At 64.2% G+C, this 22,806-nt stretch carries 19 protein-coding genes; 7 read left to right on the forward strand and 12 right to left on the reverse strand.

What is annotated here, in order from left to right; all coding sequences use genetic code 11:
- Positions 1-14 precede the first annotated feature (14 nt).
- The 6 genes from OXU42_09970 to OXU42_09995 all read left to right on the forward strand — a co-directional run bounded on the left by OXU42_09970 (position 15) and on the right by OXU42_09995 (position 4,573).
- Entirely contained in the window at positions 15-668 is a 654-nt protein-coding gene (locus OXU42_09970) for a cyclase family protein (protein ID MDE0029711.1), read from the forward strand.
- Positions 669-685: 17 nt separating this feature from the next.
- Positions 686-1,651, forward strand: a complete 966-nt coding sequence (locus OXU42_09975) for a dihydrodipicolinate synthase family protein (protein MDE0029712.1) — start codon at positions 686-688, stop codon at positions 1,649-1,651.
- A gap of 8 nt (positions 1,652-1,659) precedes the next feature.
- Entirely contained in the window at positions 1,660-1,869 is a 210-nt protein-coding gene (locus OXU42_09980) for a hypothetical protein (protein MDE0029713.1), read from the forward strand.
- Between the two features lie 24 nt (positions 1,870-1,893).
- Positions 1,894-2,889: an FAD/NAD(P)-binding oxidoreductase gene (locus tag OXU42_09985; protein MDE0029714.1), complete on the forward strand. Its 996-nt coding sequence runs from the start codon at positions 1,894-1,896 to the stop codon at positions 2,887-2,889.
- A 242-nt stretch (positions 2,890-3,131) separates the two neighbouring features.
- A complete protein-coding gene (locus OXU42_09990) occupies positions 3,132-4,169 on the forward strand; it encodes an MBL fold metallo-hydrolase (GenBank protein ID MDE0029715.1) in 1,038 nt (345 codons plus the stop codon).
- Between the two features lie 62 nt (positions 4,170-4,231).
- Positions 4,232-4,573, forward strand: a complete 342-nt coding sequence (locus tag OXU42_09995) for a hypothetical protein (GenBank protein ID MDE0029716.1) — start codon at positions 4,232-4,234, stop codon at positions 4,571-4,573.
- A gap of 244 nt (positions 4,574-4,817) precedes the next feature.
- On the opposite strand, the gene OXU42_10000 is transcribed toward OXU42_09995, so the two are convergent.
- From OXU42_10000 to OXU42_10025, 6 genes are all read right to left on the reverse strand, one after another.
- On the reverse strand, positions 4,818-5,504 hold the full coding sequence (locus OXU42_10000; protein ID MDE0029717.1) for a tetratricopeptide repeat protein: 687 nt from the start codon (positions 5,502-5,504) through the stop codon (positions 4,818-4,820).
- Positions 5,505-5,528: 24 nt separating this feature from the next.
- Entirely contained in the window at positions 5,529-6,044 is a 516-nt protein-coding gene (locus OXU42_10005; GenBank protein ID MDE0029718.1) for a bifunctional nuclease family protein, read from the reverse strand.
- Positions 6,044-7,378: a tRNA (N6-isopentenyl adenosine(37)-C2)-methylthiotransferase MiaB gene (gene miaB, locus OXU42_10010; protein ID MDE0029719.1), complete on the reverse strand. Its 1,335-nt coding sequence runs from the start codon at positions 7,376-7,378 to the stop codon at positions 6,044-6,046. The genes OXU42_10005 and miaB overlap by 1 nt, the downstream gene beginning before the upstream one ends.
- A 1,871-nt stretch (positions 7,379-9,249) precedes the next feature.
- Positions 9,250-10,617 carry an inverse autotransporter beta domain-containing protein gene (locus OXU42_10015; protein ID MDE0029720.1) on the reverse strand — a complete coding sequence of 456 codons (1,368 nt, stop codon included), beginning with the start codon at positions 10,615-10,617 and terminating at the stop codon, positions 9,250-9,252.
- Between the two features lie 70 nt (positions 10,618-10,687).
- Positions 10,688-11,176: a hypothetical protein gene (locus OXU42_10020; GenBank protein MDE0029721.1), complete on the reverse strand. Its 489-nt coding sequence runs from the start codon at positions 11,174-11,176 to the stop codon at positions 10,688-10,690.
- Positions 11,177-11,391: 215 nt separating this feature from the next.
- Positions 11,392-11,994: a helix-turn-helix transcriptional regulator gene (locus OXU42_10025; GenBank protein ID MDE0029722.1), complete on the reverse strand. Its 603-nt coding sequence runs from the start codon at positions 11,992-11,994 to the stop codon at positions 11,392-11,394.
- Positions 11,995-12,506: 512 nt separating this feature from the next.
- Between OXU42_10025 and OXU42_10030 the strand changes: the two genes are divergently transcribed.
- Positions 12,507-12,644, forward strand: coding sequence for a hypothetical protein (locus OXU42_10030; GenBank protein MDE0029723.1), 138 nt, complete (start codon positions 12,507-12,509; stop codon positions 12,642-12,644).
- 159 nt (positions 12,645-12,803) lie between these two features.
- Here the strand turns inward: OXU42_10030 and OXU42_10035 are convergent, their stop codons facing one another.
- The 6 genes from OXU42_10035 to carB all read right to left on the reverse strand — a co-directional run bounded on the left by OXU42_10035 (position 12,804) and on the right by carB (position 22,806).
- A complete protein-coding gene (locus OXU42_10035; protein MDE0029724.1) occupies positions 12,804-13,784 on the reverse strand; it encodes a taurine ABC transporter substrate-binding protein in 981 nt (326 codons plus the stop codon).
- Positions 13,785-13,865: 81 nt separating this feature from the next.
- Entirely contained in the window at positions 13,866-14,540 is a 675-nt protein-coding gene (locus OXU42_10040; protein ID MDE0029725.1) for a hypothetical protein, read from the reverse strand.
- 48 nt (positions 14,541-14,588) lie between these two features.
- Complete coding sequence (locus tag OXU42_10045; protein MDE0029726.1) at positions 14,589-15,965, reverse strand: homoserine dehydrogenase; 1,377 nt, start codon at positions 15,963-15,965, stop codon at positions 14,589-14,591.
- A gap of 9 nt (positions 15,966-15,974) precedes the next feature.
- Complete coding sequence (gene alaC, locus OXU42_10050; protein MDE0029727.1) at positions 15,975-17,156, reverse strand: alanine transaminase; 1,182 nt, start codon at positions 17,154-17,156, stop codon at positions 15,975-15,977.
- Positions 17,157-17,328: 172 nt separating this feature from the next.
- Positions 17,329-19,497 carry an ATP-dependent DNA helicase RecG gene (gene recG / locus OXU42_10055; protein ID MDE0029728.1) on the reverse strand — a complete coding sequence of 723 codons (2,169 nt, stop codon included), beginning with the start codon at positions 19,495-19,497 and terminating at the stop codon, positions 17,329-17,331.
- Positions 19,498-19,542: 45 nt separating this feature from the next.
- The gene (gene carB, locus OXU42_10060; protein ID MDE0029729.1) at positions 19,543-22,806 is read right to left on the reverse strand and encodes a carbamoyl-phosphate synthase large subunit; all 3,264 of its coding nucleotides are present in this window, start codon (positions 22,804-22,806) and stop codon (positions 19,543-19,545) included.

Here is a 22,806-nt window from a genome sequence, read left to right on the forward strand (position 1 = left end):
TCAGGAACACGACCATGTCCATGATCGATCTCTCACGGATTATCTACGACGGCATGCCCAAGATCCCGGTGCTGCCGGACGTGCACGTGCAGCGGTTCTTCGACCTCGGCAAGGGGCATCCGCTCAACGTCACCGAGATCAACCTGCCGTGCCACGCCGGCACCCACGTGGACGCGCCGGTGCACATCGTGCCCAACGGCAAGTCCATCGAGGAACTGCCCCTCGACGCCTTCGTCGGTCCGGGCGCGGTCATCTCGGTGCAGACGGGCGGCGGCGAGGAGGTCACGGCGGCGGATCTCGAAGGGTCCGGGGTCGCGGTCAACCGCGGCGACATCCTCATGCTGCACACCGGATGGGACGAGAAATTCGAAAGTGAAGAATACAACATGCATCCCTATCTGTCCGTGGATGCAGCGGAATGGATCGTCGAACGCGGGGTGAAGCTCTTCGGCATCGACTGCATCACGGTGGACCTGCCCACGCCGCTTCGCCCCAAGGGATTCGACTTTCCGGTGCACCGGACGCTGCTGGGCAACGACGTACTGATCGCGGAGAACGTCACCAACCTCGGCGCCATCGCGGGCCAAAGCTGCCGCATCATGGCGCTGCCCCTGAAGGTGCAGGGCAGCGACGCGGCGCACGCGAGGATCGTCGCGGAATTGCAGTAAGAAAGCTGGAGTGAGGGATGCTGGCTAGCCCCATCAGAGGAATCATCGGCGCGGCGCTGACTCCGTTCACGGACGACGGGCAGGTGGACTACGATGCTCTCGCGCGCGAGATCGAGTTTCTCGTGGCCGATTGCGACGCCGTCTCCATCGCCGCGGTGGAAGCGTCGGAATACACGGTCCTCTCGCTCGAGGACCGCAAGGAAGTGATGCGGCGCGCCACCGAGATCGTCAACAAGCGCGTGCCCGTCATCCTCGGGGCATCGAGCCACTCCATCGACACGATCCTGGATCTGGCGGAACATGCCGCGGCCGTGGGCGGCGACCTCATCCAGGTGCTGATGCCCATCCGTCCGTGGGGCGGTCAACCTACCATCTCGGATCTGATTCAGTTTTTCACCGAGGTGGCGTCGGCCAGTCCGTTGCCCATCGTCGCCTATCACAACCCCGGTCCCGGCGCGGATCCGCCGCTGGACGCGTTCGTGCGCCTGAGCGAGTTGAACAAGGTCGACTACTTCAAGGAAAGCTCGAGGGACATCACCAAGATTACGCGACTCATCGAGCAAATCCAGCTTGCCGGCAAGGCCAACTACTTCACCACCATGCAGCCGCTGCTGACCACCCTCATGATGGGAGGCGCGGGCGCCACCATGCCGCCGCCGGGCACACGCATCGGCGCACGAGTCGTACGTGCGTTCCGGGAGGGCGACATCGACAGGGCGCGCTACTGGCAGCGCTGCTTCACCCTCTTTCCGGGCAAGTGGGGCGCCTACGGGCTGCCGCCGATCATGAAGTCGGCCCTCAAGCACTTCGGGGTGGACATTGGCGACCCTGGCCGGCCGTACTCGCCGGTGAGCCCGCGGGACCACGCGCAGATCGGCCAGTTCCTGAGCCAGATCGGAATCCTCGGCGACGGAGAGCCGGACGAAGCCGCCTTCGACCAGGCCGCGGTGCAGCTTGCCCAGGAAGACACCTTCCTGCGTTAGACGGAGCCATGTCCGGCGGACTCTTCACATGGTTTGCGGAGCGGGTCAAGGAGTGCTCCGATTATCTGGTGCTGCTTCTGATCCGCGGCACTTCACGATTTGAATCCGAGCTGACCGACGAGGGGCGGCAGGAACAGCGCATGTGGCGCGACCGGCGCATGCGCAATCTCAAGGGCCTCGCCCTGCGCGCCAAGCGGCGGCAGCGGGAAGCTTCCTGACGACGGGGACGACAGGGTTCAGGGATGCACTACCACAACGGAAGGAAACAGATCGTCGTGCTCGGAGGCGGGAGCGGCGGCGTGGTGGCGGCCACCAAGCTCGGCCGCGCGCTGGGGGCGGACCACGACATCACGCTCATCGACCGCCGCACCGATCACGTCTTCATGCCTGCTTTCCTGTTTCTCATGGTCGGGCAGCGCCGTCCCGAGGACATTTCCCGGAAACTGAAGCGTTTGGAGAAGCGCAACATCAGGGTCCTTCAAGCGGAGATCCTGGGAATCGACCCCGGCCGCCAGCAAGTGATTCTCGAGAGCACGGCCATTCCCTACGACTACCTGGTGGTGTCCCTGGGGCTGGAAGTGAGACCCGACCTGCTGCCGGGCTTCGCGGAAGGGGCGCATCATCCGTGGGAAATGGACGCCGCGCTGCGCCTCAAGACTACCCTGGAGAGCTTCCGCGAGGGGCGCGTCGTGGTGGGCGTGCCGCTGGGCCCCTACCGCTGTCCGCCGGCGCCGTACGAGGCCCAGTGGATGCTGGACAGCTATTTCAAGGAACGGAATATCCGCGACCTGGTGGACATCCAGTACTTTACCCGCGACCCCGAGCCCGCGGGCGAGGAACACATGCCGTCGGTGTGGATGGACGCCCAGAGCAAGAAACGCAACGTCACCATCCACTACGACTTCGTCATACAGTCCATCGATCCGGAGAAGAAGCGGGTCCACGGCCTGTACGGCTACGAGCTTTCCTACGACCTGCTCTTCATGGTGCCGCCGCACCGGCCCTCCAAGGTGCTCTACGACTGCGGGCTGGTCGACAACGAGACCGGCATCCAGGTGGACTACGACACCCTGGAGACCAAGTGGGAGAACGTCTACGCCATCGGCGACTGCGCCAACATGCCCGCCTCCAAGGCCGGCGGCGTGGCGCACCAGGAGGCCGACGTGGTGGCGGACAACCTGGTAGCGGAGATCACCGGGGAAGGGGAGTTGTCCACCCTGCACCTGCACACCATATGACTGCTCTCCTGCGGCGCGGGACGCGCCGCCGCCAACCGCACCACGTACCCTCAAGGATGGCCGCCTTTCGGTGTCACCGATTCACGCTCGTGGGGGCCGTCCCGGGCCATCTACTGGAGCAAGGTCCTGTTCGAGAAATGGTGGCTATGGCGTTATTTTTGAGTTTGTGAAGGCCGGAAACGAACGGAGAGTCGGGCGCATTTCCGTTCGTCCTGAGCGTAGCGAAGCGAAGTCGAAGGACCATGATCCTGCGCGAACTGAACGGAGAAAGCTGCAAGACCTACCTGATAGCCGACGAGGGCAGGGGACGCGCCGTCCTGGTGGACCCGCTCTACGCCCACGTCGAACGGTATCTTGCCGTGCTCGCCTACCACCGCCTGGAACTGGACCTGGCCATCGACACCCACACCCACGCCGACCACCTGAGCGGCTGTACCCAGTTGCGTTTCCTGGTCGGTGCGCCGTTCGCCATGCAGAAATGGGCGCCCAGCCCGGCCGTCGACATCCACCTGGAAGACGGTGAAGAGTTTTCCGTCGGCGACCTCACCGTGCAAGTGCTGCACACCCCAGGGCACACCCCTGACGGCATGAGTCTCGTGGTGGAAGGGCACGTCCTCACCGGCGACACCCTGTTCATCGGAGGTTGCGGCCGTACCGACTTCGCGGGTGGCGACGCCGGCGCTCAATACGATTCCGTCACGCGGAAACTCTTCACGCTGCCGGAGGAAACCGTCGTCCACCCCGGCCACGACTACCGCGGCAACACCACCTCCACGATCGACGCCGAGAAGAGCACCAATCCTCGACTCGCCAACCGCACGCGGCCGGACTTCATCGACCTGATGAACAACCTCGGTCTCTCACCACCTCAGAACATCCAGGAGGTGCTCCAGCCCAACCAGTCCGCCCTTGGAAGAGACGAGATCAACTTCCCGGACTGGAGCGAGCTCAAGCTGGTGCAGGTTGTCGATGTCGCGGAACTCCGGACGATGCTGGTCTCCGACAAGCCGCCGTTGCTGGTGGACGTGCGCGAGCCCGCCGAATACTCGGGGGAACTAGGCCACTTGCCCGGCAGCGTCCTGGTGCCGCTGCGAGAGCTCATGAACCGCCTGGACGAGATCGAGGCACACAAGGAAGCCCCGGTGGTAACCGTCTGCCGGGCCGGCATGCGCAGCGCCACGGCCGCCGCCATCCTCGGCAGATCCGGCTTCACGGACGTCTCCAACCTAGCCGGCGGCCTCGTCGCCTGGAATGAAGCGGGCCTGCCGGTTGAACGCTAGGCACCGGCACTGCATGATCGGAAAACATTTCGTACAGACCCTCCAAACAACCCCTGCCGATCATGTCAAAGCAGTCCAAAAGCCGCCGCCGCTATCCCGAGTGGGAAAACACCTGCAACTACTGCCTCTACCTGCAACCGACACCCGGCAGCCCGGGTGCCGGAAACTGCACCTACCATCGCCAATGGATCCGGCGCTCCGCGCTCACCACGTGCAGCGACATGAGCTCCCAACCCCTCGCCGAGGGCATCTACACTCTCAGCGACAACGCCTACGGCGCCTGGAGCTACCACCGCCGCCGAGAGCACGTCCGGACCCGCCTGTTCGTCCTCCAGGGCGGCCGGGCCAGCCCAACCCCCCAGGAAACCGAAAAACAAACTCCCGCCAAGAAGCGGATGACCTGACGGGACCCAACCTCACCCCTGGATTCCCGCTTGCGCGGGAATAACGGTATAGGAGGGGCGGGGCGGCAGCTACCAGCCGTCGATTCCGCACCGACGGTGGGAATCTCCGGATATGTTATGTCAGCTTTCGTATAGCGAGTCTGCCGCTATGCGAAAGTTGACATAATATACATTATCAGACGTTTGGGGTTTGAGTCGGATTGCCGCCGAAGCGCCGGCGACACGCGGGATCGAATGAGATGTCTTAAGGGGTGGCGGGTTTGCCGGACGTGCCTTCCAATTGTTGCAGCCGCAGAGCGATTTCCACGGTTTCCGCTTCGGGGAATTCCTTGAGGTAGGCCTTGTAAGTCTCTGCAGCGTCCGCGGTTTTGCCGAGTCGAGCGCTGCAGCGCGCTTTCCCCAGCATGGCTTCCTGGCGCAACGGCCCCGGTCGATCCAGGGCGCGGTTCAGGGTCGTGAGGGCTTCCTCACAGGCTCCGTTCATTTCCTGGGCCAGCCCCAGTGTCACCAGCATGACCTGGCCCACGAAACCGTCGCCGTCCGCGCCGGCGACGCCTTCCAGCACCTCCACAGCCTTGGCGGGTTGCTCCAGGGCGATGTAGCTGTTGGCAACGTAAAGATTCGCGAGTTTGTCGTAGGGTGCTTCCCCTTTCGCCCGGAGGTTTTCGAAGGCTTCCAGAGCGGCCTCGTAACGGCCTTCCTGGTACTCGACGAGAGCCTTGCTGTACTCCCGCACCGCCAAGTCTTGCCGGTAGCCGCGGTAGTACTGCCAGCCGACGACCGCAACTACCACCACCACGATGGCGGTGCCCGCGCCGATCAACTGCCGCCGGTAGGCCTTGACCCAATCCAGGACCAGGCCGGTCCACACCATGAACCGGTCGGGCTGGCGGATCTCCTTTCGTAGAATGCGTTTTCTCGGCGCGGCCATTCAGACAAATTCTCCAGTGCTTCCTTACATCTTGTACTTGAAGTCGTCAGGCGACATCTTGTCCAGTATCTCGCCCCATTTCTCCTTGGAAACGTTGGCGAAGTCCGGGTCCTTTCCTTCTTCCGTCTGTTGCAGCACGCTGGACTGTTCCAGTACCTCCCGCGCCACGTATATCGGAGTCTTGCTCCGCAGCGCCATGGCGATGGCGTCGCTGGGACGCGAGTCCATGGTGACCTCCCGGTCGCCCACCATCAGCGTAATGACGGCGTAATAGGTATTCTCCTTCAACTCCGTGATGGCGACGCGCTTCACCGTGCCGCCCAACTCCCCCAGCAGGTTCTTCATGAGGTCATGGGTCATGGGGCGCGCCATCTTGATGCCTTCCAGCTCGGTGGCCATGGCCGTGGCTTCCAGGAGCCCGATCCAGATGGGTAGCTGGAGCTTGTTCTCCGAATCTTTCAACACGACGATGGGGGTCCGGGTCACCTGATCGAGCGTCAGCCCCGCGACCGTCATTTCAATGGCTTCCGGACTCTTCATCACATGGTCTCCCTTGCTTCGATGGCCTCGCCGACCAGGGAGTTCGGCGTGGCGTCCACCACCCGTACGCACGCCATCTCCGCGGGCACAGTGGCTTCGTTGGGCGTGAAGTTCACGATGCGGTTGGTTCGGGTCCGCCCCATGAGCTGTGCGCGGCCGAGTCTGGAAGGCCCTTCCACCAGGATTTCCTGCTCCGCGCCGATCAGGCTCCGGTTCTTCTCGAGGGAAATGCTCTTTTGCAGTTCCTGCAGCCTGTGGTACCGGTCGGCCTTGACCTCGTCCGGGACGTCGTCACGGTACACCTTGGCCGACACCGTGCGGGGCCGCGGCGAATACGTGAAGGTGAACATGTCGTCGTACCCGATCTCGCGAACGGCGGACAGAGTCTCCTCGAACTCCTCGTCGGTCTCGCCCGGAAAGCCGACGATCATGTCCGTCGTGATAGCAACCTCGGGCCGGCGCCGGCGCAGCTCGTTGATGCGCTCCATGTACTCCCCGAGCCGGTAGCCCCGGCGCATGCGCGAGAGCACGGCGTCGGAGCCCGACTGGAGCGGCAGATGGAGGTGCTCGCAGAGGTTCTCCAGCCGGACGAAGGCATCCACGAGCTCCGGAGAGAGATCCTGCGGATGAGACGTAGTGAACCGGATGCGCTGGATTCCGGGGACCTGGTTGATCCGCTCCAGCAACTCGGCGAAGGACCTCTCCCCCGCCACCGTGCGGCCGTAGGAGTTCACGTTCTGCCCCAGCAGCATCACCTCCTTGACGCCGCGGCGCACCAACTCCTCCACGTCCCGGACGATGTTCTCGCTGGCCCGGCTCACCTCGCGTCCGCGCGTGCGCGGAACGATGCAGAAGCTGCACACCTTGTTGCATCCTTGCATGATGGTGAGGTAGGCCTTGGCGCCCTCCACCTCCGGCGGCCCCGAGGGGTCCTCCAGATAGAACGGATCGCGGTAGAAGGCCGTCTCCACGGAGCGCCGGGCCGTCTCCCGGGCCTCCTCCACCATCTGCGGCAACTTGTGCATGTTGTGGGTGCCGAAGACCAGATCCAGGTGCGGCGCCCTGCGCAGCAACGCCTCCCCTTCCTGCTGCGCGACGCAGCCCCCCACACCCAGCACGGTGCCGTTCTCCTCCTTGAGCTTCCGCCACCGCCCCAGCGCGCTGTACACCTTCTGTTCCGCCTTGTCGCGCACGCTGCAGGTGTTCAGGATGATCAGGTCGGCCTCTTCGACGCGGTCGGTGGGCTCGTAGTCCGCGGACTTCATGAGCTGGACGATCCTCGCCGAGTCGAGCTGATTCATCTGGCAGCCCCAGGTTTGCACGTAGAGCTTCATGGGTTTCGCGTTACGCTGTTGGCGGGGAAACGGTGGATTTGCCGCAACTTGCGTTTCTCCGCAACGCAAACGCAGTATCCCACATATCGGGGGCTTTCGCTATACTGCACGGCTCTGGTGCATGCTCAACCGCGCTATGTCGGGCAACGCCGTGCTTGAGAGGATGCCCCTTCACTGCGGACGAATGGAGACCGAGATCGTCGGTCATGGCGGAAAGAGAACTGAGGCGGGTGGTGCTGTAAGCAGGTGAATTGTCTGTTGACTACCGAAAAGTCGTGACTTTTCATCAGTTGGCCGATGCCGAGGTTCAATTCGGGGTGACGGCGGGATGTTGAGAGCACCCCCGCTTGGCCGAGCCATCACCCGCACCGCACATGCGGTTCCATTGCTGGTGTGAGCAGGGGCTATTCCGCGCACTGAGCAAACCGGACTCCGCCGGCACCTCTCGTCAGCGAGCAGCTATACCCCCCTCTCCTACAATTAGCCAACGCATCCAACTCAGCTGCAGATCTTGTTGCGCCTAACCCGGACTGCACACTGCAGCGTCCGTTACTGTCTTCGCCATGTGCAAGCGCGCCACATTCGTTACCAGCACCGTAGGCACTACCAAATACACTGACGCCGCAGTTTAGTCCACCCGCCTGGAGACATCCATTGAGGGCTGCGAACTCAGCTTCAACGCGGTTGGTGTGATTGGAAACTATGAAGGCGGCATATCCCCCTGAACATTCGTATTGGTCGTTGTTCCTCCTATTGCCAAACGCAATCGCGCCAAAGTAGCGCCTGGCAGGAGCAGAAACGTCCAAAATCCGGAAGCTGAGCTCGGCTGTTGCGCCGTGCGGATCGCGCGCCGTTACGGTGATCCTTACCTGGCCGCTCGAGAACGCCTGAACGGCGGTGAACGTGAGCCTACTGCCCGACATCGAGACCTGCACAAAGTTGGTCGCGCTCGACCTCGCGGAATAGGTCAGTGTGTCCCCATCGGGATCGGAGAAATTATTCGAAACATCGGCGGACCTGCCTTGCCCCACGGTCATGCTGGCCACGTCCTGTATCCCACGCCGCACAACCGGAGCGCGGTTGCTCGGTGGCCGGAATGTTGTCGTCAACCTGAAGCTTTGCGACGCCGTGAGGCCACCGGGATCCGTTGCGGTTACGGTAATGGTTGCGACCCCATCGAGCCCCGACGTCACGTTCAATTGGTTGCCCGTTACCCGAACCGCGGCAAAGAAGACATTGGTAGTCCTCGCAGTGTAAGTCAGCGTGTCGCCGTCCGGGTCCGAGAAAAATGAGACCAGGTTGAAAGTCCATGTCCTGCGCTGATCTTCCTGCGAGGATACCGTATGCGTCAGATCCTGAAACCGGGTCCTGACGACTGGTGCCTGGTTGCGCGATGTCGTTTGCCTCACTGTTACCCGGAACTGTTGTCTGGCTGTAAGCCCACCGGGGTCTGTAGCGGTGACCGTGATGGTCGCGGTACCTCCGCCTTGGGCCTGTACGATCACTATTTGCGGCGAACCAAGCACGACCTCCGCGACGTTGCGATTACTCGTGCTTACGCGATACGTCAGCGAGTCGCCATCCGGATCCGAGAAGTACGCATCAACTGTTTGTGGCGAACCCCATCTAAAGGAGCTGCCTATCTGGAGCGTCAGGGTTATGTCTGTAAAGCGTTGTACTATTACCGGCGCGCGGTTACCAGGCGGCAACACGATCGTCCCATTGCGACCTCCCCCGCCGTCACCGCCTCCACCACAAGATGCCAGCCCGACTGACATGATGCCGGCAACCACAAGGATCAATGTTATCCGCGAGAAAGCAATCCTATGCATCGGGCAAACCTTTCGATTGGGTGCGGCGGTGTTTCGTCCTCACGAAGCCATGGATACGGTGGCGCCCAAGCTCCGCGGCTGCTCCATGTTGTCGTTCCGGAGAAGCGTGATCGAGACGGTGCTGCTCGCTGTACCCTTCGGAATCCTGGTCTCGACGGGCTCGTCAACGAAGTCCTCACCCGCCACTGCGGGATTCTCCCCGTCTCCCGGAACGAGCCGCACCACCACCCGAATGTCTTCGGGCGCGGCAGCCGGCAACAAGACCTCCAACCGGACCGCTTCGCCGCTGCCGACGGCGTCCTGCAGGAACCGGACCCGCGCTTTTTTCACGAGGGCGGACGCGCTTTGCCGCTTGGCGACCCTGATCGGGCCAATGTCCTCGATCGGCCGCCACAAGTCCTCGGTCTTTGGACGTGAATAGTCCGCGGCCACACCCAAACCTTCCCAAGCCGGCTTCTCCGACGGACCGCCGAACGGTAAGTGAAGCGCCACTTGAAAGCTGGTGGAACGCTTGCCCTCGCCGATGCCGTCGTAGTTAGCGCCGAACTTGAACCACGGGTGTGGGCGCCAGTCGAGGCCCACGCGGGTGCCCGTGTTCCACTGATTGGAACCGTCCTCGGCCCGCCAGCGGTAACCGACCGTGTTGAGTTGAAGAGTTGTGGTCAGATCGAAGCGCATCCCGAGTTCCATCCCTTCAAGGGCACGCTCCTGGTATCCCGAACTGCCCCGGCGCCAGTCTGTGGCGGGAACAAAGTAGCGGAACGAACCGATGCCCCACCTTCCGGTGTAGTCGATCCCCGGCGCCAGCACTCTGTGTCCACGCTCGGCGTTCAACAGGTGGAACGCCGAAATTCCGACGATGTCAGCGTCCGGCGCGCTCGAAACCCGGAAACGACGCACCACACCGTGCCGCAGATCGTTGCGGAACAGTCCGGAGCCGGATCCGTCCCACCAGCGGGTAACGCCCTGCTGGAAGAAGAACGAGGAAACGCCGTTCCTGTTACCGGACGATCCCGCGCCAGCGAACGGAAGCACCATGTCGATATCACCGTCGATCCCGAACTTGTGCGATACAGGGGAATAAGACAGGTTGCCGGCAACCTGGAAGTGCGGCCCGAACCTCCTTTTCCCGTATGCGTCCGCGAAACGCAGACTCTCCTCCACGAAGAGCTTCAATCCGTTGCCCAAGAGACACCTTGTGCCTTCCGACGCCGTATCGTTGAGCGCGGCCTGACATCTGCTCGCGTGAATGAGGTAATCGCTCCAGAACCCGTTGCCGGACTCCGCCCGTGTGACGGAGGGACTCGAAACAAGCCCGATCATCAGCGTGGCGACGCACGCAGCCCGCCGGACATGGCGGAGACGAGACAACTTGCCGCGAACCTTGGGGATTCTGTTCTCTATCATCGGGTTCCTCCGTATCCCACGACACACCGCCATCCCAACTCCGTCACCAGCGTGAGTTCCCGTTGCTGCGCTACTCCAGGACCTGCCACAACTTTCCGTTCTTTGAGGCGACCTTTAGACACCTGAGCAATATCAGCTTCGTTTCTGCTGCCGTCTTTTTCGCGCCTTCGCTCATGGAACCGACCAATCCCGTCACGAGCCCCACACTTGCGCCGATGCCTGCCGCTTCCCCGATCTTGACGCCTCCGACACCCGCCATATCGAAAATTTGTCCCATCCGGGTGGCCATCGCGGCCCCTTGCACCGTGGATTGAGCTGTATCGGTGAGGGTTGCGAGTTGTGCCTCTTGCGCGGCAGTCATTTGGCGGTTGTTGGCGACATTTCGACAGATCCCCAATACCTGCTTGTACTTTTCCTCTTGTCCCGGCTCCACGAAAACGGACGGTATGTATTGGCCGGAACCAAGCCCGCTGGAATCGACAACTCCCTTGTAGGCGGACCCACAGCCTGCGAGAAGAAACAACGACAGAAGAGTTATAATCACCAGTAGTCCACGCATTTTGTGCTCCTCCTCACGGTCCACCCAGTAAATCGTGCAGTCATTGCCGGAGTCACGCTCGCTCCGTCCAACTCGAGATGCCAGAGCGAGACCAAGAAGGAATTGCGAACTTCAAGGCAATCCGCGTCATCGCGCCTTCTCCGGAAGTTTGACGAGGTTGGTGTGACGGACCCCAAGTGCGAACAAGCCGACATTGCCGAGGTACCGGACATCGATTACTTGGGAAGCGCTCGTTTGGCCTGGTCGCAAGCTGCCTGCACGAAATCGACCCCCATTGTCGGACTCTTCACCGTTTGTTGGCCGAATGCCGTGCCGTACTTGGCCAGAAGCTGCGACAAGACGGACATCGCCTCTTCAGACCCCCAGTCGCCTCCGCCGGAAAGCGTGGTCTGCATGGCGCTGTCAGCCGCCTTGAAAGCCGCCCTCACCCGGTCCACCTCGCCTTTGCTTTCGCTCAATGCCATTCCGTCAAAACCGAGGTTCTTTAAAACCAAGGATAAGACGTAAAGGGCTTCCTTGAGACTCCACTCGCCAGGGCTCACCAGTTCCGTCCGAAGCCGGCGCCCGGTCGTTGCCCGGCTTCCATTGCCACTTATCGAGACCACTCCGGTTGGACGGTCATCCAGTACGAGAGCGGTCAGTTCCAAATTCAGTGCCCTTGCAAGAGCGAGAGCCGAATGGAGCCGGGTTCGGCTACCACCCTGTTCGATCCGTCGTACCGTCCGTGCATCCAGATCAGATTTTTCTGCCAGCTCTTCGGGCGTCCAACCCAACTCCAAGCGCGTCCGGCGAAGCAAATCGTGATCGATTCGGATCATGGTCAACCTCTTCTTCGCGGCCCGTCACTCTTTCGCCTCTTCGCGATTTCGTATCAAACTAGGAACAGCATTAGCTACGCTATAATCTGGCGCAACTGGACATGTAGCGACGTTTCCCGGACACAAAGGGTCGAACAATTGCAGGAGTGCCTTCCTACGTCCTTGGCGGGTCCCGAACTCGTCAGGACTTCGAGTGCGGCTGACCCTTGCGGCAGAAGTCGATCTTCGACTCAAGAGAGTTCTGTCCGTTGTCTCCTGTCAGGATGTTGGTGGCAACCGAAAATGTCCCATTTGTGTCAACCGAAAATGGCACACCTTGAAGTTGCTGGACGAGGTGCGGTGTTCCACGCTGTTGGCTAAGTCAATGGGAACGAGCGACGAACCGATGCACGGATGGGAGACGTATCCGTACAAGGAGATCATCGAGACGCGACTGGAGGAGTTCCCCCGGTTGTCGGCGAAGCGGCTGTACGACGAGATTCAGGCGGCGGGCTACACGGGCGGGTATGGCCGTGAGGGACTACGTTCGGGCAGTGCGGCGGTGGGAGTCAGTGGAGGCGGTGGTGCGGTTCGAGACGCCGGTGGGGCGGCAGGGGCAGGTGGACTTCGCCACGTTCTCGCTTCCTGGGGGCGGCGGCATGCGCTGGTGATGGTTTTGAGCCATTCGCGGCGGTTGTGGCTGCGGTTCTACCGCCGGCAGACGATGGCGGTGCTTATCGAAGGGCTGGAGAGTGCCTTCGGGCTGCCGCTGGCGAGCGGCTCCTTATCAGTGAGGTGTCCTCTCCGTTAAGATTGAGGCCTTTGTCGGTCTAAGTGTCCAGCACGCTCGGATGAAACAACTTCTCCACCGGGTACGGCGCCTCGATCAACGTCTGGTCGGTCAGGTACTTCATGAAGCGTTCGATGCTGGCGCGGTTGGCGGCAAGCCCGGACGGCCAGATGTCCGTGCCGAACAGGGTCCGCTCCTCCTCGAACTCGTTGCGCGCGAACGCAAGCTCGGAATAGCCCGGGTCGTCGTAGAATCCCGCCGCCTGGGTCTTGGAGTCTTCCCACATGTCCATGAGCGCGCGCGGCAGGTCGGGGTGACGGTCGGCGATTTCCTGCTTGTAGACCAGCACGTGCATGATCGGATAATCGCCGTACTTCTTGAAGTAGCGGGCGCATTCCGCCTTGGTGTCGGGGAACAGCCGCCGCACCGATCCTTCGCGCACACCCTCCAGCAGTCGCTCGGGCGGATGCGGGTGGATCATCATGGCCAGCTCGCCCGCGATCAACGCGTCCGGGGCGCTGGGCTCGTCGATGGTGGTCAGATTGGCGGCCTCGCGGCCCGGCCAGTCGACGAGTTCGGTGCTCATGGTCTGCCAGTCGAGATCCTGCCAGGGCACGCCGTACTCGAAGGCGAGGTCGCCCTTGGCCAGCACCGACATGGTGGTCTGGAAGCTGCGGCAGCAGACTTTCTTGCCGATCAGGTCCGTGGGCTTGTCGACGCCGGCGGCGGTGCTGACGAACATGTGGTTCTGGCTGAACAGGCGACGCGGGAACACCGGCGTCGCCGTGTAGTTCAGGCCGCGGCTCTTGGCCGTCAGGTAGGATGAAACCGACATCTCGCAGATGTCGAATTCGTCGCCGACCATGAAGCGCCTGTGGCGGTCGATGCCGTCCCGCCGCGGCGGCGCCATGCCGACCTCGAGCACCTTGAGGTCGATGCCCTCCGGGGGCGAGACCATTCCCATGAAAAACGGTACGTGCCGGTCATATCGCTCGAGCGCGATGGTCAACTCGGTCGCCATATCAAGTTCTCCTGCTTGAAGGGTCACGATGCGTGTCTTCGCACCGGACCGGGCCATGGATCAAACCCCCCGCGCATGTGCTCAGGGGGTCTGGTATTCGGACAGAAGACTATCACAGGAGGAGAAATCCGTCAGGATGCGCAGACACGCAAAGGTGGCGAAGTCCAGGGTCAGGGCGCCGTCGCGCCACAGCAGCAACGCCTTGTCTGGAGCGTGCCACACGGAACCGGCACCGCGCAGGTCGCCCGGGACCTTGACCAGGAAGAACCTCGTGGCGTCACCCGAACCCGGCTCGACCCATTGGGTGAAGAAGGACAGCCGGCCCAGGTCGCAATGCAGTTGCTCCCGGTTCAAGAAATCGGCGAAGTCCACTCCCCTGCCGCTCACGAGGTGACGTTCACGGGGAGGCACCTTTCGGTGCACTGGACTGCGGCCTTCTCCCTCGACCGCGAAAAGAAGCCCCGTGGCGGCCAGGAGGACCCTGGCGGCCGCGACCCAGCATCCCATGGCGTACGCCGGGCTCATCCCGGACCCCAGCAGCCGGCGCGCCTTGGCGGCCTCCAGGCCGTGGCATTGCCGCAGGGTCGCGGGCGCGTGGTCGCCGATGTCGATGCGCTCCGCGGGAAACGACGCGTTTCCAGTGCCGGCGCGTACGGCCGGGGCGGATGCCGGCGACAACAGCACCTGAAGACCGAAGCGGGGGTTGTCGCGCACGGCCACGAGCCCGACCCGATCGCCCCGCTCATCCGTGGGCATTGAGACGCAAACCCTGCCTGTCCCGGTATTCAAGCGCGGGAGGCCCGCTCAAGCCTTCCATATGGGCAGCCACAAGGGTTCCGCCAGCACGTAGTCCTTTTGCGCGATACGCTCCAGGGCTTGGCGCAATTGGCCCACGCTGGTCTCTTCCAGGGTGATCACGAACGGCAGGATCTCGTGAGCCTCGGTTCCGCCCTTCCCCGGCGCCACGAGCGACTCCAACTCTTCCTCCGTGTGCTGGAGTTGCCAGATCTCGGATACGTTGATCTGTTGGTCCCCGAAAATCTCGCAAAGCTCGCCGGCGATGCCGCTCTGGTCGCGCACCACGAAGCGAACGTAGAAGGAGGCTCGAAGATCGTCTTGCGGACGCACCGTGTCCACCCCCGAGACGATGCTCTCCACCGGCAGAAAAGGCGCATCACCGGAACGCGCCACCAACTCCTGGACGTCGCCGAGAACCGCAACGGCCGTGGCGCCCCCACCCGCCCCGGGGCCCGCGAACACGTAGTCCCAGTCACCCGCGCCGGGCGCGCCGCCGTCGCTGACCTGCCCCTTGAAGAACAGCGCGTTGGTGACGCCGTCGATGCCCGCGATGGGATGGCGTTCCGGCACCACCATGGGACTCACCATGGCCTCCAGGGCGCCGTCGACTCCGCGCGCCAGGGCCACGGACTTGATGGTGGCGCGGCCCTTGCGCGCCGCATAGAGGAAGTCGATGGCGTGGATCAGTTCGATGCCCTTTCGGTGGATCGCGCCGGGCATGAGGCGCGCTCCGAATGTGACGGACGCGAGCAGCAGAAGCTTGGCCTCGGCGTCGCGGCCGCTCACGTCGGCGTCGGGGTCGGCCTCGGCGTAGCCCAGCGCCTGGGCGGAGGCCAGCGCATCCGCGTAGGATCGGCCCCGTTGCGCCATCTCCGTCAGGATGTAGTTGCTGGTGCCGTTCAACAGGCCGTAGACGGCCGCGGGCCGCTCGGCCGCGAGGCTCTGGGTGAGAGGTCCGATGATCGGGATACCGCCGCCGACGCAGGCCTCGAAACGAACCGCCCGGCCGCTCTCCCGGGCCGCGGCCCAGATCTCCGCGCCATGGGCCACGAGCAGCGCCTTGTTGGCGGTGACCACCGGCTTGCCGTGGCGTAGCGCATCGACGACCCAGTCCTTCTGGGCGCGCAGGTCCTCGGCCGCGCCGGCTCCGAGCACCTCCACCACGATGTCGACGTCGGGGTGACCCGTGACCGCGGCCGGATCGGTCGTGAAAAGCTCCGGCGCCGCCGCGTACCCTGGCTTGCCCTCGGGCCTTCGCGTGAACACCTTGACCACCTCGGCGTCCACTCCGAAACGCGCCAAGTGCCCCTTGGCCACCAGATCGTGAACGGCGCCGCCGACGGTGCCGGCGCCGAGGATGCCGATGCGGACCGGGGACCCCATGACCTTGCGCTATTCGGGCAGCACGCCCATGGCGTTGCGGATGGTGCGCACCGCCTGTCGGGTACGGTGCTCGTTCTCGATCAGGGCGAAGCGCACATGCTGGTCGCCGTACTGGCCGAAGCCGATGCCCGGGGAGACCGCCACCTTGGCCTCGTTGAGCAGGAACTTGGAGAACTCCACCGAGCCCATGGAACGGTAGGGAGCGGGGATCTCGGCCCACACGAACATGGTGGCCTTGGGCTTGCGGATCATCCAGTTGAGCCGGGCCAGGCCGTCCACAAGCGCGTCGCGCCGGCTCCGGTACTTCTCGGAGATCTCGTGCACGTCGTCGTCCTGGTGGTTCAGGGCATGGATGGACGCGATCTGAACCGGCTGGAAGATGCCGTAGTCCATGTAGCTCTTGAGCCGCGCCAGGGCGTGGATCATGGTGGCGTTGCCCACCGCGAAGCCCACGCGCCATCCGGGCATGTTGTAGCTCTTGGACATGGTGAAGAACTCGACGCCCACGTCCTTGGCTCCCGCGGCCTGAAGGAAGCTGGGAGGCTCGTACCCGTCGAAGGTCAGGTCCGCGTAGGCCAAGTCGTGAATCACCAGCATCTCGTTGGCCTTGGCGAACTTCACGATGCGCTCGAAGAACTCCAGGTCCACCACCTCGGTGGTGGGATTGTGGGGGAAGTTCAGGATCAGCAGCTTGGGACGCGGCCACGTCTGCTTGATGGCTTCCTCGAGCTGCTCCATGAACCCCTCGCTGGAGACCAGCGGGATGCTGCGCAGGTCGCCACCGGCGATGACCACCGAGTACTGGTGAATGGGATAGGTGGGACTGGGGCACAGCACCACGTCGCCGGGATCGATCATGGCCAGCACCAGATGCGCCAGCCCTTCCTTGGAGCCGATGGTGACGATGGCCTCGTCGTCCGCGTCGATGGAGACGCCGTAGCGTCGCTGGTACCAGTCGGCGATGGCCAGCCGCAGCTTGTAGATGCCGCGCGACACCGAGTAGCGGTGGTTCTGCGGCTTCTGCACCGCCTCCACCAGCTTTTCGACGATGGGCGCCGGCGTGGCCATGTCCGGGTTGCCCATGCTGAAGTCGACGATGTCCTCTCCCCTCCTCCGGGCCTCCTGCTTGAGGTCGTTGATGGTGTTGAAGACGTACGGCGGCAGCCTCTTGATTCGGTTGAACTCCACTATTGCTGTCCCTCTCGTCCCTTCCGGCGCGGCCATATAGGGGGTTTCCGGACCATCGCGAGGTCCGCATGGTCCTTCATCGGCCGTGAAAACAGCCGGAATAACCATGAGTTATAAGCCATTCCCCCTACCGGCGCAACGATTCGGCCGATTGCGGCTCCCGTCGCTGCGCTGCTCAATCGGCCCACGCTCCCAATTCCATGGCATTTCCCCAACGGCGTCGAAGTTCCCGCCGAACGCGCCGGGACACGTCGCTCTCCCGGCGCGGGTTCCGTGTGAGCCAGTCGCGGGCCTCGCGCCGTGCCTCTTGCAGCACCTCGTGGTCGCGCACGAGATGGGCGGTGCGGAATCCCTGAGATCCCGCCTGGCGGGTGCCAAGGATCTCTCCGGCGCCGCGGAAACGGAGGTCGGCCTCCGCCACCTCGAATCCGTCCGTATGTCGTTCCAGAACTTCCAGCCGCTGTCGTGCGTCGTCGTCCCGCGCGCCATAGTGGATCAGCACGCAATAGGATTCGTCCCGGCCCCGGCCGACCCGACCCCGGAGCTGGTGCAACTGCGCCAGCCCGAACCGCTCCGCATGCTCGACCACCATGAGTGTGGCGCCGGGCACGTCGATGCCCACCTCGATGACGCTGGTGGCCACCAGTACCTGGATCCCTCCTTGCCGGAAGCGGCGCATCACCTGGTCCCGTTCGGCTGCGGGCATCTGGCCGTGAACCAGGCCCAGGCGCAGCCCGTGCATGACCGTGCCGGAGAGTTCCCGCGCCATGCGCTCGGCCGCGGCCAGCGGTATCTTGTCGGAATCTTCCACCAGCGGATAGACGAGATACGCCTGGCGGCCGTCGGCCACCGCGGCGCGGACCCGTTCGTACACCTGCTGTCGCCGGGCTCCCTGCACCACCACCGTGCGCACCGGCGTCCGTCCCGGCGGCGGCTCGTCCAGAAGCGACACCTCCAGGTCGCCGGAAAGCACCATGGCGAGACTCCGGGGTATGGGCGTCGCGCTCATCAGGAGCAGATCGAGCTCGGGCGCCGCGTCATTCGCGTCATCCCGGGCAGCCAGCCGCGCGAAGGCGGTGCGCTGGGACACGCCGAACCGGTGCTGCTCGTCGACGATGCCCAGCCCCATGCGCGGCACCCGGACGCCCTCCTGGAACAGGGCATGGGTGCCCACGACGAAGTCCACCGCGCCGCTGCGGATGCGCTGGATGATGTCCTTCCGGGCGCCCGGACGGAGCGAACCGGAGAGCAGCGCCGCGCGCACGCGGAGTCTTTCGGCATAGGGACGGAGCCTTTCGTGGTGCTGCTCCGCGAGCAGCTCCGTGGGCGCCAGCAGCAGCGCCTGGCGGCCGTTCTCGATGGTCCGCAGAGCGGCGAGCCACGCGATGACGGTCTTGCCCGAACCGACGTCGCCTTGCAGCAGGCGGCGCATGGGGCTCGGCGACTCCATGTCCGCGTGGATTTCCCGCAGCACCCGCTCCTGCCCGCCCGTCAGACGGTAAGGCAGGAGGTTCCGCATGCGGTCGGTGAGGGAGCCTGCCCGCGCGGGGAAGGAGAAGCCGGGCGTGTCCAGGCGCTGCCGTTGCCGTAGCGCCAAGGCCAGTTGGAAGTAGAAGAATTCGTCGAAGGCAAGGGAACGGTGTGCCAGAATGCCGGCTTCGTCCGTGAGCGCCGGGGTGGGCGCCAAGGACGGTCGGTGGAGAGTCTCCAGCGCCTGCTCCAGGTCAACCAGCTTCTGCCGCAAGGCCACTTCAGACGGCAAGAAGCTGGGCAGGAAACCACCGAAACGCTCCAGCGCTTGCGCTATCCAGCCACGTAGACTCGACTGCGGCACGTCACCGGGCTTCGCGTATATTGGACGGACCTCCGGTTCGCGCTCGGCGTCGCCTTCGAGCACCTCGAACTCCGGATGGGGCAGGCTGAGGCGCCCGCCCCGTTCGCCCGCGACCCTTCCGTACACGGAAAGCCGCTGGCCCACGCGCAAAGTGTCGGTGAGGTACCGCGGCGGATTGAACCAGACCAGCTCCAGGCTACCGGTGTCGTCGGTCAATGTGCCCGTGAGGATGCGGCGCCGGCCGCGCAACCGTCCGGCCCTGAGACTCGTCAGCCGGCCGACGAAGGCGCCGCCTTCCCCGGCCACCGCATCGCGGACGGCCGCTGCGCCGCGCCGGTCCTCGTAGCGGAAAGGCAGGTGGTAGAGCAGGTCCTCGATGGTGGCGAGACCGCGTGCGGCAAGCTGCGCGGCCCGTACCGGGCCGATGCCTTTCAGCACGCTCAGAGGAAGCTGCAGTGCCTCGCGGCAGTCGGCGGGTTTGATGGGATTGACGCGATACGAAGGAGTCACGGCCGCGAGCTATCGGTTTTCGTATCCGGGTGGAGGCACGTTTGGCTACATTCTGTTCCGCGCATGCCGCTGGTATTCCTGGAGCGGTTGCACGGTCAACTCGCCGGCCTTGAGGAACTCGATGGCCTCGACCGCGGCTTCCGCGCCGGCGAGGGTGGTGAAGTACGGGATCTGGCGATCCAGGGCGTTACGCCGCACGAGGTAGCCGTCGTTGCGGTAGCTTTCGTTGGCGTGAGTGTTGACGACCATGGCCACGGCCTTGCGGCGCAGGGTGTCCTCGAGGTCCGGCACTGCTTCCACGAGGATGCCGGCGGTCTTGAAGCTGTCGACGGTGCCGCCGGTGGCCGCGATATGGAAGCCCAGCGCCGCCAACGCCCGGGCGATGCCGGCAGCGCCCTGCCGGTGCTGGTCGGGCAGGCTGAACAGAGCCGTGCCGGAATCGGGAAGGCGCATGCCGCCGGCCATCTGCGCCTTGGCGAAAGCCTTGCCGAAGGTCTGGTCGATACCCATGACCTCCCCGGTGGACTTCATTTCCGGTCCCAGCAGCGTGTCCACCCCGGCGAACTTGTTGAACGGCAGCACGGATTCCTTGACCGAGACGTGGGGCGGGACGATCTCCTCCGTGAAACCCAATTCGTGAAGCGTCCGCCCCGCCATGACCCGGGCCGCCAGCTTGGCGAGGGACACGCCGATGGCCTTGCTGACGAAGGGCACGGTGCGCGACGCCCGCGGGTTCACCTCCAGGATGTAGACGTCCTCCCCCTTGACCGCGAACTGGACGTTCATCAGGCCGCGTACCTTGAGGGCGGTTGCCAGGGCCGCGGCCTGCCGCCGGATCTCCGCCTGCACGTTCGCCGACAGCGTCCGGGGCGGGATCGAGCAGGCGCTGTCCCCGGAGTGGACGCCTGCCCGTTCGATGTGCTCCATGATGCCGCCGATGACCACGCGCTCGCCGTCGGCGATGGCGTCCACGTCCACCTCGGTGGCATCGTCCAGGAACTTGTCGATGAGCACCGGGTGCTCCACCGAGGCCTGGAACGCCGATACCAGGTATTCCCGGAGCTTGGCCTCCTCGTAGACGATCTCCATGGCGCGCCCGCCGAGCACGTAGGACGGCCGCACCAGCACGGGATAACCGATGCTCTCCGCCACCCGCAGGGCTTCGTCCGTGGATCGGGCGGTGCCGTTCAGCGGCTGGCGCAGGTCCAGCTCTTCCAGCAGGTCCTTGAAGCGTTCCCGGTCCTCGGCCAGGTCGATGCTGTCCGGCGACGTGCCGATGATGGGAACGCCGGCCCGCTCCAGCGCCAGCGCGAGCTTGAGCGGCGTCTGCCCGCCGAACTGGACGATGACCCCGTCGGGCCGTTCCTGCGCGGCGATGTTGAGCACGTCTTCCAGCGTGAGGGGCTCGAAATACAGCTTGTCGGAGGTATCGTAGTCGGTGCTGACGGTCTCCGGATTGCAGTTGACCATCAGGGTCTCGAAGCCGTCCTCCTTGAGGGCGAACGCGGCCTGCACGCAGCAGTAGTCGAACTCGATGCCCTGGCCGATGCGGTTGGGGCCGCCGCCCAGGATCATGATCTTCCTGCGGTCGCTGCGCCGGGACTCCTGGGTGCCCTCGTAGGTGGAGTAGTAGTACGGGGTGAAGGCCTCGAACTCCGCGCCGCAGGTGTCCACGGTACGGAACCCGGCGAGCACGCCGGCGTTCATGCGCAGAGTCCGGATGTCATCCTCCGGGCGGTCCGAGAGCTCCGCCAGCCGCTTGTCGGAAAAACCCATGTTCTTGACTTCGGCCCAGAACTCCCGGTCTGCCTCCTCGCTTTCACCCAACCGTTGCCGTATCTCACCTTCTTTCTCGATAATGGCCTGTATGTGGTGAAGAAACCAGGGGTCGATGCCGGTCAGCTCGTACAGCCGCGGTACCGTGAAGCCCGTGCGCAGAGCGGCGCCCAGGGTCCAGAGGCGGTCGGAGCGGGGTCGGTGGAGGCGCTCTTCGAGCAAAGCCTCCACGTCGGCTCCGGTCGCACCGGCGGTGCCGGGCAATCCGCCGTTCTGCGGAAGACTTGCCAGGAACTCGGGCTGCTCGAAGCCGTAGCTGTTGGTCTCGAGGGAGCGCATGGCCTTCTGCAGCGCCTCCTTGAAGGTACGCCCCATGGACATGGCCTCACCCACCGACTTCATCTGCGTGGTGAGCACGTCGCGGGTCTGCGGAAACTTTTCGAAGGTGAAGCGCGGCACTTTCACCACCACGTAGTCGATGGTGGGCTCGAAGGAGGCCGGAGTCTCCCGGGTCACGTCGTTGGGGATCTCGTCCAGGGTGTAGCCCACCGCCAGCTTGGCGGCGATCTTGGCGATGGGGAAACCCGTGGCCTTGCTGGCCAGGGCCGAGCTGCGCGACACCCGCGGGTTCATCTCGATGACCACGAGCCGGCCGTTGTCCGGGTTCACCGCGAACTGGATGTTGGAGCCGCCGGTATCCACGCCGATCTCGCGGATGATGCGCAGGGCGGCGTCGCGCATCACCTGGTACTCCTTGTCCGTGAGCGTCTGGGCGGGCGCCACCGTGATGGAATCGCCCGTGTGCACCCCCATGGGGTCGAAGTTCTCGATGGGACACACGATCACCACGTTGTCCTTGTGGTCGCGCATCACCTCAAGCTCGAACTCCTTCCAGCCCAGCACCGACTCTTCTACCAGCACCTCGTGCACCGGGGAGATCTGCAATCCGGAGCGCGCCATCTCGACGTACTCGTCCTCCGTGTACGCGATGTTGGCGCCGCTGCCCCCCAGCGTGCGCGACGGACGGATGATCAGCGGCAGGCTGGCCAACGCCCGCCGGGCCGCCAGGGCCTCGTCCAGCGAATGTACATAAACGCTACGCGGCAGGTCCAGGCCGATCCGCGCCATGGCCTCCTTGAAGCGGTCGCGGTCCTCGGCCTTCTTGATGGCCTCCAGGCGCGCGCCGATCATCTCCACGCCGTGGCGTTCCAGCACGCCCGTCTCCGCCAGCTCGATGGCGAGGTTCAGGGCGGTCTGGCCACCCAGGGTCGGCAACAGCGCGTCCGGACGCTCGGCTTCGATGATCTTGGTGACGACGCCCGCGTCCAGCGGCTCCACGTAGGTGCGGTCCGCGAACTCCGGATCGGTCATGATGGTGGCCGGGTTGGAGTTGACAAGGATGACCCGGTAGCCCTCCTCCCGGAGGGCCTTCAACGCCTGGGTACCGGAGTAGTCGAACTCGCACGCCTGGCCGATGACGATGGGGCCGGAGCCGATGAGCAGGATGGACTCGATGTCGGTGCGCTTGGGCAT

Source organism: Deltaproteobacteria bacterium (assembly GCA_028818775.1).
Lineage (GTDB): Bacteria > Desulfobacterota > Binatia > UBA9968 > JAJDTQ01 > JAJDTQ01.